The organism is Dyadobacter sp. LHD-138, assembly GCF_030929615.1.
Classification (GTDB): Bacteria; Bacteroidota; Bacteroidia; order Cytophagales; family Spirosomataceae; genus Dyadobacter.
This window is the reverse complement of record NZ_JAVFVU010000022.1, coordinates 111821-125719: the sequence shown is the minus strand read 5'-3', so window position 1 is coordinate 125719 and position 13899 is coordinate 111821. Positions and strand designations below refer to the sequence as shown.

The 13899-nt window shown below is 43.6% G+C and carries 10 protein-coding genes; 5 read left to right on the top strand and 5 right to left on the bottom strand.

Annotation, left to right across the window (positions count from 1 at the left end; translation table 11 throughout):
* Nucleotides 1-9 precede the first annotated feature (9 nt).
* The 4 genes from RB622_RS17580 to RB622_RS17565 all read left to right on the top strand — a co-directional run bounded on the left by RB622_RS17580 (nucleotide 10) and on the right by RB622_RS17565 (nucleotide 7032).
* Nucleotides 10-2280 (top strand): NADP-dependent malic enzyme, encoded by a 2271-nt coding sequence (locus tag RB622_RS17580; RefSeq protein WP_308047893.1) that lies wholly within the window; start codon nucleotides 10-12, stop codon nucleotides 2278-2280.
* Nucleotides 2281-2613: 333 nt separating this feature from the next.
* Nucleotides 2614-3726, top strand: coding sequence for a T9SS type A sorting domain-containing protein (locus RB622_RS17575; protein ID WP_308047892.1), 1113 nt, complete (start codon nucleotides 2614-2616; stop codon nucleotides 3724-3726).
* A 110-nt stretch (nucleotides 3727-3836) separates the two neighbouring features.
* Entirely contained in the window at nucleotides 3837-4364 is a 528-nt protein-coding gene (locus RB622_RS17570; protein ID WP_308047891.1) for a hypothetical protein, read from the top strand.
* 199 nt (nucleotides 4365-4563) lie between these two features.
* Nucleotides 4564-7032 (top strand): TonB-dependent receptor, encoded by a 2469-nt coding sequence (locus tag RB622_RS17565; protein WP_308047890.1) that lies wholly within the window; start codon nucleotides 4564-4566, stop codon nucleotides 7030-7032.
* A gap of 204 nt (nucleotides 7033-7236) precedes the next feature.
* Here the strand turns inward: RB622_RS17565 and RB622_RS17560 are convergent, their stop codons facing one another.
* The 4 genes from RB622_RS17560 to RB622_RS17545 form a co-directional block, all read right to left on the bottom strand.
* Nucleotides 7237-8094 (bottom strand): AcvB/VirJ family lysyl-phosphatidylglycerol hydrolase, encoded by an 858-nt coding sequence (locus tag RB622_RS17560; protein ID WP_308047889.1) that lies wholly within the window; start codon nucleotides 8092-8094, stop codon nucleotides 7237-7239.
* Nucleotides 8095-8145: 51 nt separating this feature from the next.
* Nucleotides 8146-8637, bottom strand: coding sequence for an AcvB/VirJ family lysyl-phosphatidylglycerol hydrolase (locus RB622_RS17555; protein ID WP_308047888.1), 492 nt, complete (start codon nucleotides 8635-8637; stop codon nucleotides 8146-8148).
* A gap of 2 nt (nucleotides 8638-8639) precedes the next feature.
* Nucleotides 8640-11255 carry a phosphatidylglycerol lysyltransferase domain-containing protein gene (locus tag RB622_RS17550; RefSeq protein ID WP_308047887.1) on the bottom strand — a complete coding sequence of 872 codons (2616 nt, stop codon included), beginning with the start codon at nucleotides 11253-11255 and terminating at the stop codon, nucleotides 8640-8642.
* 77 nt (nucleotides 11256-11332) lie between these two features.
* Nucleotides 11333-12241 (bottom strand): alpha/beta hydrolase, encoded by a 909-nt coding sequence (locus tag RB622_RS17545; protein WP_308047886.1) that lies wholly within the window; start codon nucleotides 12239-12241, stop codon nucleotides 11333-11335.
* A 204-nt stretch (nucleotides 12242-12445) separates the two neighbouring features.
* Between RB622_RS17545 and epsC the strand changes: the two genes are divergently transcribed.
* Complete coding sequence (gene epsC, locus RB622_RS17540) at nucleotides 12446-13279, top strand: serine O-acetyltransferase EpsC (protein ID WP_308047885.1); 834 nt, start codon at nucleotides 12446-12448, stop codon at nucleotides 13277-13279.
* Here epsC and RB622_RS17535 read toward each other — a convergent pair.
* Nucleotides 13272-13865 carry a TetR/AcrR family transcriptional regulator gene (locus RB622_RS17535; protein ID WP_254560481.1) on the bottom strand — a complete coding sequence of 198 codons (594 nt, stop codon included), beginning with the start codon at nucleotides 13863-13865 and terminating at the stop codon, nucleotides 13272-13274. The two genes, epsC and RB622_RS17535, sit on opposite strands and share 8 nt — an antisense overlap.
* Nucleotides 13866-13899: the final 34 nt, after the last annotated feature.

Here is a 13899-nt window from a genome sequence, read left to right as displayed (position 1 = left end):
CACAATGGTATGAACAAAAAAATAAGAAAGGAAGATGCCCTGCAGTACCACGCCAAAGGCAGACCTGGCAAAATTCAGGTAGTTCCCACCAAAGAATACAATACGCAAAGAGACCTTTCTCTGGCCTATTCCCCCGGCGTTGCCGAGCCTTGCCTCGAAATCGCCGAGAATGTCGAAAACGCTTATTTGTACACGGCAAAAGGCAATCTGGTTGCAGTTATCAGCAATGGTACGGCGGTTTTAGGATTGGGCGATATTGGCCCCGAGGCTTCCAAACCTGTGATGGAAGGAAAAGGTTTGCTTTTTAAAATATATGCGGATATTGACGTTTTTGATATCGAGCTGAATACGAAAAATGTTGATGAGTTTGTCAGAACTGTTAAAATTCTGGAACCTACTTTTGGAGGAGTCAACCTTGAAGATATCAAAGCGCCAGAGTGTTTCGAAATCGAAGAACGTTTAAAAAAAGAGCTCAATATTCCGGTCATGCATGATGACCAGCACGGAACCGCCATCATCAGCGCGGCTGCAATGCTTAATGCCCTGGTGATCGTTAAAAAGAATATAGCAGACATCAGAATTGTGGTTTCCGGCGCGGGTGCTTCTGCCGTATCCTGTACCAAATTATACCTTTCGCTCGGCGCCACACCGGACAATATCGCCATGTTTGACACTAAAGGTCATATCCACAATGGACGTACCGACCTTAACAGCATGAAAAAACAGTTCGCGACCGATGTTGCCTATGATTCATTGGAACATGCACTGATCGGTGCCGATTTGTTTTTAGGATTATCGGCTGCCAATATTGTTTCAAAGGACATGGTCAGATCGATGGCGAAAGATCCCATCGTACTGGCGATGGCAAATCCAAATCCTGAAATTCCCTATCCGGACGCGATTGAGGCCAGGGAAGATGTCATTATGGCAACCGGCCGCTCGGATTATCCCAATCAGGTTAATAATGTACTGGGCTTTCCATACATATTCAGGGGCGCACTGGACGTAAGAGCCACCGAAATTAACGAAGCCATGAAATTGGCCGCTGTGCATGCTTTGGCAGACCTGGCCCGCAAACCCGTTCCGGATATCGTGAACCTGGCTTACGGAGAAACCAATATTGTTTTTGGAAAAAATTATATCATTCCCAAGCCTGTTGATCCGCGTCTGCTAACCACCGTGGCACCTGCGGTAGCAAAGGCTGCGATCGAAACCGGTGTGGCCCGAAAAGTGATCACCGACTGGGACGCTTATGAACAGGAATTATCCAGCAGGCTGGGTCGTAACGAACAGCTTTCCCGGGTTATTCTCAACAAGGCAAAATTATCGCCAAAACGTGTCGTATTTGCCGATGCTGAAAACCTCCAGGTTTTGAAAGCCGCCCAACAGGTTCGGGACGAAGGCATTGCTACGCCGATTCTGCTTGGCAACAAAGAAATGATCATTCAGCTGATTGATGACTGCAAGCTGGATTTGAAGGATGTAAAAATCATCGATCCACGCGCCGACGAAAATTCAGAGATCATCGATGCTTATGCTGCCAAACTTTTTGAAAAAAGAAAACGCAAAGGAATGACGCCGCTTGAAGCCAAACGGGCGATTTACTATCGCAGTTATTTTGGCTCCATGATGGTTGAGAACGGCGATGCGGATGCATTCATTTCGGGATTAACAAGGACTTATCCCGACACCATTCGCCCGGCTTTACATGTGATCGGGAAACAGGACCATGTCAACAAAGTGGCGGGTATGTACATTTTGCTTACACCACGCGGACCGCTCTTTTTTTCGGACACGACCGTTAATCTGGACCCAAGTGTCAATGACATCGTGGAGATTGCAGAGCTCACGGCAAGAACCGTCGAAAGGTTTAACATCCAGCCAAGACTTGCGCTGGTAACCTATTCCAACTATGGAAGTGCCCGCGGTGTTGATGCCGAGAAAATGAGTGAAGCTGCGGCTATCCTGAAAAAACGAAACCCTGATATGATCGTGGAAGGTGAAATGCAGGCGCATCTGGCTTTCAACACGGAGCTCCTAAAACAGCATCACCCGTTTAGTGATCTGGTCGACGGAGGAGCCAATACGTTAATTTTCCCAAACCTTTCGGCCAGTAATATTGCCTATAACTTATTGAAGGAGGCGGCAAATCTGGAAACGATCGGCCCTATTCTTTTGGGACTGAAAAAACCGGTACACGTCCTTCAATTGGGCAGTTCGGTACGTGAAATCGTTAACATGGTGGCTATTGCGGTTGTGGAAGCCCAGCTGAAACAGTGAACATACAAAAACGGTTCGGAAAATTTTCCGGGCCGTTTTTGTTTCATGATATTTGAATTTCTAAGGATTTACATTTCGCCGGTTATCGTTATAATAATAAAATCGTATCTACTCCAAAAGTTTAACCGCCGCCACCGTTACGCTGAAATCAACGATTTGAAAAATATAAAAACCTAGATTAAAGGTTATCAGCCGGTTAAAATCAGTATTTCTTCAAAACTTAAATAACCCATTGACGACAAAGGCAATTCTATTATATTGCAGATACGAATTGATCCATTTCTTTCGTTGAAGAGTTACATCCAGACTTCTCAGCGAAAAACCCTATTCTATATGAAAACCCTTTACAAAACGCTTTTTCTTTTTTTCATAACCACTTCCATTTGCTCAGCAACGCATTTGCTTGGTGGTAATATACGTGCAACCAATACTTCCGGCTTAACCTATAAAATCAGGGTTCAGCTTTATTTCGATGCAGTGGGTGGCGGCCAGACGGCTGACAGTCAAAACAATGTTCTGGTCTGTTTTGGTGATGGTAATACCGCACAGGCGGACAGAATCAGCTATACCGAGTTGACGGGGGATTCAAAGAGCGTTTCGGTTGGAATTTACGAATTAACACATACCTATCCGTCCACTGGTGTTTTTCAGATTTCCTCATCCTTGACAAACCGGACAGACGGCATGCTCAATTATTCGGGCCATGCAACAGAAATGTTTCTATGGACCGTAATCAATACATCCGTTTCCAATAACACGCCGGAATTACCCGATCCGTTATTTTCTACGGGTGCCAAACAGGTGCTCAAAATAGACTTAAAACCAATCAACAGCGATTCCGATAGTACATCAGCCCATTTACAGAAACTAAGTTCCCCTTCTCCCGGTACCTGCGGCGTTCGTTTGCTTGATTACAACTATGTTTATCCTAATGATGTAAGCAAAACCGGAACATTTTCGATCGATCAAGCAGATAAAAAACTGATCTGGAATGCCCCGGAAGCGTTAGGGAAATATGTCTATTCGGTCGTTATTGATGAGTGGAGAAATGGTATCAAAATTTCCGAAACCTATCGCGAAGGCGTGATTGTGGTCGTGGATAAACCCGGGCCTACGGTCGAAATCCCTCCATACGTGCCCGCAACCGAATCTGGTATTATCACTTCAAATCCTGATAAAAATTATGATGCGTTAACGCTGGTCATCGAAGCCTATCCGGTACCAACGCAGGATTATCTGACGGTGAAAGTATCGAGCAAAAATCCTACAACACTAAAAATTCAATTGATCAATCTGGAAGGTACCGTTATAAAAGAGATCAAAACATCGGCAAAAAGCCTCGAATGGAGTGAACAACTTGATCTGCGCCAAACGGTGAGTGGCTTATACATTATCAAAGCTGTGGACGAAACCGGTAAAACTGCGACAAAGAAAATTGTGCGTTAACACAGGTTAAACATGGCTATATTTTTTAAGGCCGGGCTATAAAGCGTTGAATTTCATCGGCTTCAAAGTATATTTGTCGTAGTCAGTATTTCGATCAAAAACCCGGCCGTGTGAAAACACTCGTTTCCATATTACTTTTCGGACTCCTCTTCTTTAACATGATGGGGTTTCCGATATATAATATACTGGGAATGAGTGAAGAGCAAAACCGGACAGACATATCAAATGATAACGATCTGTTGTTGAAGTTTCCATTGGCAATGCCTTATTTAAATAACTGGCAGCATCCGGAGCCCTCTGACGAAGAGGTTCTGAGGGGTAACGAATATTACAAAATCGTTTCCAAGCAAATTGTAAATGACACTTTGTACGTGCACTGCGAATTTAGCCAGACCGCGCGGGAACGCTTTTGGAGCCTGGTTTCTACATTTGACGACGAAGCCCGTACCCATAACAACACTCATAAAGGAGTACCACTTTCCATTCTTAAAAACTTCCTGAAAGAATACATGGCTATTGGCCGGAAACATACATTCTACTTTTTTGAATGGTCTTCGCCCGTAACCTACCATTATGTGGCTGAACGCCCGCTAATACCCGCTGTAAGCATACAGTCTCCTCCCCCGGATCTGATTTAGATTATTGTTTTTAATTCTCAGGAAAACCCATCAGGCATTTTTCCCGGTTTACTGTTTTCGATATAGATCAATTCTATATCGGGAAATAGTTTGTACGTCGGAGTTTTGTCCTGCATGATTGTCTATTCCCGCTATTGGAACGAATAAACACACCTGACTGCAATACTATCAATCAGATCTTTAAAAGGCCCATATGCTCTTGAAAAATTTTACATTAAAAAAATACACACCCCTTTCTAAAACGGATCAGCGACGGATTTTGACTTTATCCTTTTTAATGCTGATGCATATTGTCTGTTATGCGCAGAGTTCACTTACAGGCAGAATTATTGGCGGAAACGGATTAGGGATTGAAGGTGTCAGTATACGCGTTGAAGAGACAAAAAAAGGTGCATTAACAGACAAGGAAGGCTTTTTTACTATTGAAGCGCTACCCCTTGGCGAACAAACCCTTCATATTTCTTCAGTTGGCTATTTCTCGCAAAAACTAGGAACAAAAATTATTGCCAACCAGCGTAATCATGTAACGGTCACACTGCGTGAAGATATTCAGAGACTGGAAGAGGTTGTTATCCAAGAAAAGAAAAACAGCATTCAGGTAGAACGCCTACCTGATGTGCATGGCGTTTATCTGTCGGCAGGAAAGAAAAATGAGGTGATTCAACTCGGAGGCGTCAACGCCAATATCTCCGAAAAAACCGGTCGACAGATTTTTGCAAAAATTCCCGGCGTATTTGTCTATGATATGGACGGAAGCGGCAACCAGATTAACATCTCAACCCGCGGCCTTGACCCCCATCGTTCATGGGAATACAACATCCGGCAGAATGGCATTATCACCAATTCCGATATGTATGGATACCCAGCCAGCCATTACAGCCCGACCATGGAATCCATCGAGCGTATCGAGCTCGTTCGCGGATCGGCTTCGTTGCAATACGGTGCCCAGTTTGGCGGGATGATCAATTACGTAACCAAACAGCCTGACACCACCAAAGCATTTTCTTTTGAAACGATCAATTCCGGCGGCTCATTTGGTTTGTTCAGTTCCTACAATGCCATCAGCGGAAAGGTGGGAAAGTTAACTTATTCTGCCTACTATCAAAAAAGACATTCGGACGGATACCGTAAAAATTCGAAGTCGGATGCCCAATCTCAGTTTGCCAGTTTAACTTATGAATTCAGTAAATCATTGAAAATAAAAGCTGAGCTAGGCCGTTCATCCTATGTTTACCAAATTCCCGGGCCGCTAACAGACGCCATGTTTGCACAGGATTCACGGCAGGCAACGCGTTCTCGTAATTATTTCAATCCGGATATCTATATTCCTTCTGTTGTTATCGACTGGAAACTAAATCCCTCGACCAAACTGCGTCTGACAAATTCCGGTGTTTTTGGTAGCAGAAACAGTGTCATGATCGATGCCTTTGCAAATGTTCCCGATGTAATTGATCCGGCTACCAATCAGTACAAACCAAGACAGGTCGACATCGATAATTTCAAGAGTTTCACCTCCGAACTGCGTCTTGTCCATCAATACCGTATCGCCGGGCTTACCAGTTTTGTCTCGGGCGGGGTTCAGTTGATGAAAAATCACCTGCGCCGCAGGCAGCTTGGAAAAGGTACGACCGGAAGTGATTTTGACCTGACGCTAACGAACCCGGTTTGGGGCAGAGACCTTCATATGAAAACGACCAATGTCGCTTTTTTTGTAGAAAATTTGCTTTACATCACCCCAAAACTAACCGTTTCGCCGGGGTTTCGTCTAGAAAGCGGAACTACGGATATGACCGGCACAATTACCTATTACCAGCCCGAAGCCCTGCCAAACAGCATCAAGCACAAATTCCCGCTTTTCGGCATCAGCTCACAATATAAACTTGGAGCCGACAGCCGCATCTATGCAGGTTTTTCACAGGCTTATCGCCCGGTCGTTTTCAAAGATATTATCCCCGGTTCTGTTTTGGAGCAGGTTGACAAAAGTCTGAAAGATGCCAAAGGCTATAATCTGGAAGCAGGGATTAACGGAAAAATCGGCACCGCGTTTTCCTATGATCTGAGCATTTTTCAGATGCTATACAAAAACCGGATGGGGACGCTGGCTTTATCAGACGACCCGGGAAAGGCTTATATTTTGAGAACCAATACAGGAAACACCATGACAAAAGGGGTTGAACTGTATGCAGAGTATACCCCATTTACGAAAAACGGAGCGAAAGGAAACAAAACGGAACTCTCCGTTTTCACCTCTACGTCTTATTTCGATGCGCATTATTTGAAAGGCAGATCTGTGCTTAACAATGAAAACACGGATGTGAAAGGAAATAAACTGGAAGGCGTGCCTACATGGATCAGCAGAAATGGTTTGCAATTCGCCCACAACAAACTGTTCGCGACTTTACAGTACAGCTATGTAAGCGAATTATTTTCAGATGCCCTGAATACCGTGACGCCTTCCGCCAATGGAGCGAAGGGAAAAGTACCTTCCTATGGAATATGGGATTTCAACGGCACATTGCGTATTGCCAAAAACTACACATTAAGATTCGGAGTTAACAATTTTCTGGACAAAAAATATTATACAAAAAGACCAACGATGTATCCGGGGGCAGGAATCTGGACCTCCGACGGGCGTAGCTTCGTGCTCTCCTTCGGAATCAAAATCTGACACGAAAACCAGGTTCGTGCCAGACATTTTATCATAGGTTAATAATAATTCAGACAAACGGCCGGTCATTGACTGGTCGTTTTCTTTTGATTAACTAAGGTGACAAAATATTTGCTGGTTTTTCAGTACCAACAAATATTTTTCCATAATTAAGAAACATTCAAAACAATCGCGCTATTGAGAACTTAAATATTTACCTTTCAATTACTTCCCGATTTTCTCTGCTATCATTTCTACCAGTTCCTTAAACAGGTTGTCGTAGTGGTGCCCGCCAGGAATTGTCGAAAAACTAAGATCCGGATTGGCCGTTTTTCCTTTAATCTCAGCTTCTTCTTCCGAGCCATAGACGCACAGGGCTTTAACATTTTTCATCTTGTCAATTTCAGAAATCACGTCATACTGCTTACCTCCCAGCGAAAGGTTAAGCATATCGGTGATATGTATTTCAAAATCAGCTTCGGGCGCGGGCGATAACATGACCAGTAATTTTGTATTTTCCTGTAACTTTTTATCCATTCTGTTAAAAACAAACGGAAGCACGTCGGCGCCAAATGAATAGCCAATCAGGACTATCTTTTCGTTCTGCCATTTATTCTTATACAGATTGATCAGTTTCTCAACATCCGCGGTTGTAGACGCCGGCGTCTTCTCATTCCAAAAATATTTCAAAGCATCCAGCGCAACCACAGGCATTCCATTGGCGGCGAGCGCGCTGCAAAACGATTTATCAAAACTGGCATATCCGCCGTCACCGGTTATAAAAAAAAACATCGGTTTCCCGGGATTTGATGGAGACGATGTAATATGGATCGGCAGTTCTTTCATCTGGTTTTCTTCAATTTCTTCTTTATCCTTTGCAGTTTCAGCGGAAATCCTCGTCATGATCTCCCCATAAGCCCGGTTCATTTGCGGAACCCAGTTCTTTTTAACAGAAAAACCATGTCCAACCTTACTAAGGGCTATCAGTCTGGCATTAGGGATTTCCTTTACGAAACGGGCAGTCGCTTTAAAATCACATACCTGATCGGTGGTTCCCTGCAAGGCATAAAACGGCTCTTGCAAATTGGCATTGGCTTCAAGATAAAACCCCTTCGTACCGCCCAGCGCATGTAATTACAATCCTGAACCGGTACATAACGGTTTGGAAATTTGCAAATCAGGACAAAATCCAAGCGCAATAGCACCCGAAAAAGTGTTTGAAGGAGATTGTGCCAATATACCATAGACCAAAGTAGCGCCTGAGGAATAGCCCAGCAAAACGGGATTTGAATAGTTTTTAAAGTGATACTTTTTCTGAATGAACTTACTGAGATTTTCAAAATCCGCGGCGGGGTAATAGCACGCAGCCTTTGTTTTACTCAAATTTCCAAGATAACTCCTGATGTCTATGCCAATTACCGTGGCGTTCAGATCGACAAAACTCAAAGCCATATCAACAACGCCGCTGTTCCAGCCGCCGTCCCCACTCACAAATAGTACCAGCTGTTTTGGAGGCGTTGCAGGCTGATAAACTTTTATCTTACCGAAAACACCGAATTCCAGCGAATCGACAACGTGTGCACAAGCACGGTTTGCCAGTAAGACAAGGATTAAAAATAATTTCATTTTCATAAACTCCCCTTCTTTATTTTTACAACTTTGTTAAGCGCAGCAGGAATTCTGATTAAGGCATAGGCATCATCGTAAATAAGGTACTTGCTTCTCCACTCTGGCGAAAACTTGTTCTTGTATTCTCTCAGAGACTTGTAATAACCAAACTGTTTGACATTCTGATAAGCAAATTTAATCGTCCTTTCCGTGATGTCTTTCCCCGCTTCCGCACCGGAAAGCGGCACCATCCCGATATTCAGATATTGAAAATCCTGCGCTTTAAAATAATTGATTAGCTCAACCATCATGGCGTCCAGCGTTGTTCCGGGGGCATCTTTTGTTTTACGGATCAGATCATAAGTCCCTTCTCCCCTGACATAATCGGGTATAATGTTGGCAAACGCAATGATTTTCTCCTCGTCATTTTCCAGGGTAAGAATCGTTTGTTTGCTCAATTCATCCTCGCTGAAAATACCCTGCGAAAATACCATTTCATTGTAACCCGTCGTTTCAATCCATTCGTCACTGACAGCCTTCAACCGCTGCAATACCCCTTCTTTTACGGGTGAACTATACGTTTTCGTCACAAAACCTTTGTTTGCAATATTTCTAACGGCATTTCTTAAAGACTTTTTGTCCCCGCCTTCCAGCGTAAAAGCTTTAAGATCAATTACCGCCTCCTGTCCGATGATAATTGAATTTTTACCCAATGACTGAAAAATCGGAAGTGACAGCTCATCACAACGGTAATAAGCGCATTCCAGATCATTTTCCCGACAAAACTGGTCAAATTCCTTTATCAGCAAAACCATATCCTGCGCTCCGCGGCAAACCGGCTTTTCGAGTACAACGGCGAATCCGGCCCCGACCCGATAGGCGATAAACCCCTCCGTTTCCCTGCCAAAATACAGGAACTTGTCGTGATAGGTTTTGAAATAATCCAGGGAAGAATCACCGTAAAGCTGCACCAGATCCCCGGCTTTTTGCCAGCTCTCATCTTCCACTTTGGGTTGGAAGATATAGGGCCTGATGAAGGTATAGGCCAAAAAGGAAAGGCTGCCCCCACCCAACAAATTCAGGGAATAAAGAAAATCACGGCCAAAAATCGTCTTCGGGTCGAGATTATTTCCAATCAGCAAAAAGGACAATATGGTATTTTGGACAGATGCGTCCAAAGAAAAATCGATACCAAAATGTGCCGTATCAAGATAATAAAATCCTACAATGCCATAAACAAGCACGGCACAAATGGCCACCAGCACAGTTCGCAGTCCAAAGAGCTGAAAACGCTTATTTCCCCTGCGAAAGTATTGTTGTCGTGTAAAAACTAAAACCGCCATGACAAATCCCGCAATCAGGGATTCTTCATAGTCAATACCTTTGGTAAGATGGCCGACCAGGGATAAAACGGACAGAAAAAGTGACAGGTAATAGGCTGTCCGATACCCTTTAAGCAGAAATACCGACATAAAAATCAACACAATTCCAGTCAGCAGGACGAAATAATTGGAGGCCTCAATAAAACTCAGCGGGAGGATGTCCTGCAAGGTATGAACGCGGGAATTAATCGAAGGGGTAAGGACTGAAACAATATCAACGATGCCCAGCGCAAAGATCAAAAAAGCCGGCAGTATCCTGAGGATCAAATTATTCTTCCTGAAAAGAAAAGAAAATATCCCTACCAGAAGCGGAGCCCAAAATTCAAAAAAACGATAGAGCATTGTCACCGAAATCGCTACGACATTGTCCATTCCATATTGGACCAACAACACACTCAGCGAAAGCTCAATGGCACCAATACCTCTTAAAAAAGGAGAAAGAATAAGAAAAATAGTGGCGATGAGGTATCCCATGAAAGCGGCTTCAAAAGGAGCCGTAACGTGCAGCGCAAAAAAGGCAATGTATAAATGAACGATACCGGCCAGATCGATCAGAACGGAGGCCAGTAGACAGTAACCAATCGAGGACCGGGAAAAACGGCCATCCGAAACCTGTTCCATCACCACATCCAGATCCGGCTGATATTTCAGCAAAAATTTGAAAAAGCGCCCGCGTTGGACGAAAGATTTTACTCCTAAAAACAATAAAATGATCAGTACAAATAACCCGCAAAATGCGTAAACCTCGCTATCGGAAACCGTTTTTTGAAATAAAAGCCAGACGATCGCGGGAACAGCGACGACAAAAACCGAGACAATCCCGCAAACGGCATAAATGGATGAAGCCAGATGGATTTCGGTTTTAGTTACCCCTTTTCGCTCCGTTCTGGAAGTAAAAAAAGCAAGCGAAGAAATTCCACCGGCAGGTAAGAAAACACTGATAAAATTTCTTCGAAGAAATAATTCTGTCAGAGTCAATAAATCTATCTTTTTTTCAAGCGCCTTAAAGGACAACTGATACGTTAACCCCTGCAAAAAAATGTATAATACCGTAACCAACAACCCCAGGGCGATGTACACCGGAGTGGCCGTTTGTACTAAATCGTAAACTTTCCTGACCTCGGCCTCTTCATGGCGAACAAACCAAACGGCCATGAGCATACAAACGGCTCCAATAAGCCCCCTGACAATGATCCGTTTGTTTTCCGTTAAAAAATTAAAGCTTGACCTAAATAAACTCGATTCCTTTTGCATAGAAACACCACCGGTAAAATGTCAGGAGAGAGGGATTACTCACCAGGTATCAGACAAAAAAAGGACAACTGATTTTATCAGTTGTCCAGAGTTATATCAACAGCCGTTATTTTCTCTTTAAAAAGCTGGCTTTTCAGAAGCATTTCCTTGATCATTTCCAGGTGCGTAAACGTGATCATGTGGCCCGCATTGTAAAGGAATATGTATTGGGCTCTTTTACTTTTAATATGTTTTTTTGCGAAGTCAATATTGGAAGGATCCGCAATCCAGTCATTGCCGCCCTGAATAACCGTGGTAGGGACATGAAGATTCTGCCAGACGGGCAATAGCTTTTTCAGTTCGTCCGAATGGCTATACTTTTCGGCAGTCGCCGTATTGAAGTCTCCCGGTAAAAAAAGCTGCACAAGCGCATTTCTTCCCCATTTTGAGAACCAGTAAAATTTTTCCTTGTCGGGATCAATCACGGGGGACACCATAATTAGCTCCTTCACTTTTTCAGGCACCATCGATACCATTTTCGCGGCGATTGGCGCGCCGTAAGAACGTCCCAGTACGATAACTTTCTGGTCGGAGTGATTCAGTGAAAAGACCGGAAGTAGTGCCTTTGCCTGGGTAGCGATCGACGTTACATACTTCCTTTTTTTCTTCATTTTCAGCCTGGATTTGCCATAACCCACCCGATCAACAGACACAATGTGAAAATGTTTCTGCAAATCCTGATCGTCCATGAGGTTCATATATCCCCAAAGCGAACCTGGCGCGCCATGTATGAGTAAAAGCATCGGCAGAGTATCGGCACCAACGCTTGCAATAGAAAGAGAAAGCGTATCGTTTTTAATGATCTGAATCTCAGGCTTGATATCTTTTGAGGCATAATGTCTGCGCACCTGCTTTTCAGAAATGAGATATCTTGAAAAACAGGATGTGAGTAATACCGACAGGATTACAATGATAATATGGGATCGAAAAAATTTAACACGCACCATAGCTTCCGTATTGTTCCAAAGAATTTATAACTTCACAGCTCCATTATATATACGATAGAATTTACTCAAAAAACACGTACAGGACAAAAATTTCAAAAGAATTAATTAAATTATAATCTTTCTGGACGATTTTTTGTTTCTATTTATATTGTACAAAAACAGTGCCGTTTCTGAATAAAGCATTACCCAATAAAATAAAGAATAATGACAAACCACCAGCAGGAATTATTTTTTCAAAGATTAAACGAACAGAATGTAAACTTTCAATACAAACTACCCTCAAGACACGACGCAGGGCTTTTTATCCAACGACTGATTAATTTTTTATTCCCGATCAGTCAGGATTGCCAGCAGAATGAACGAACGAAGGATATGCACGGTGCATTCAACGAACTTCGTAACAGGTTAGATTGTATGCTGACACCGCTCATGCCACAGATGGACCGCAGCAAGGATGAAATTCTGGATACTGTTTTTGCTCAGATCCCGGACATTTACGAAATGCTTTTGTTGGATGCCAAGGCAATCACGGAAAACGACCCCGCGTCTGTCAGCATGGAAGAAGTAATTGCTTTGTATCCGGGTTTTACGGCCATTGCTACGTACCGTGTTGCACACAGTTTTGCCAAATGCGGGATTCCGCTTTTACCAAGAATGCTCACCGAATTTGCACACAGCCAGACCGGAATTGATATTCACCCAAATGCCGTCATCGGTCATTCGTTTTTCATCGATCACGGGACAGGTATCGTGATTGGAGAAACGACGCATATTGGAAACAATGTTAAACTATACCAGGGCGTTACGCTGGGCGCGACGCATGTGTCCAAGTCACTTGCTTCCAAAAAACGTCATCCGACCATTGAAGACAATGTCGTGGTTTACGCAAACGCCACCATTTTAGGGGGTGATACCGTGATAGGCAACGATTCTGTCATTGGGGGAAATGCCTGGCTCGTTCGCAGCGTACCTCCCTACTCCATGGTTTATCACCAAAGCAAATTAGAAGTACGCCCGCAAACAACCTCGGCTACATAATACTTTTTATAAATCTCCGGACGCCCTCCATGTATATCGGTTCCGCCTGAGCGAAAGCGTAACGTGGCTGGGTGGTCATGGTGATGGAGATAAATCCATAGGTAAGGCACCACCACTCATAGTAAGTTTTGGTGACCGCCTCTCCTGACTTCGGACGTAATATCGCTATCATTTCCCAGACAGGATTATCACGGATATTCATGGCGTGTGAATAGACCCGTTTTGAATCGCAATAGGCACCTTCCAGGTTAAACATGACCTGAAAGATCTCCGGATTTTCCACCGAAAACGACCAGATGCAACGCGCAACCTCTGTCAGCTGCTTTTCAGGATTCCTGAAATGGCCTTTTATTTTTATGAACTCCGCCTGAAGAAAATCAAACCCTTCAACCCTTATCGCTTCAAGTAATTTGTCCTTACTTTCAAAATATTCATACAAAATAGGTGGGCTATACTCAATAACCTCAGCGATTTTACGAATCGAAACGGCGGTCCACCCATCCTCACGGGCTATTTCTTTGGCTGTCTTTACGATATCGGAACGTACCTGATTTCTCAGTCGTTCTCTTCGCTCTACTATTCCCATATTTCGTATTCCTGTTTATATATTGAGATACAGC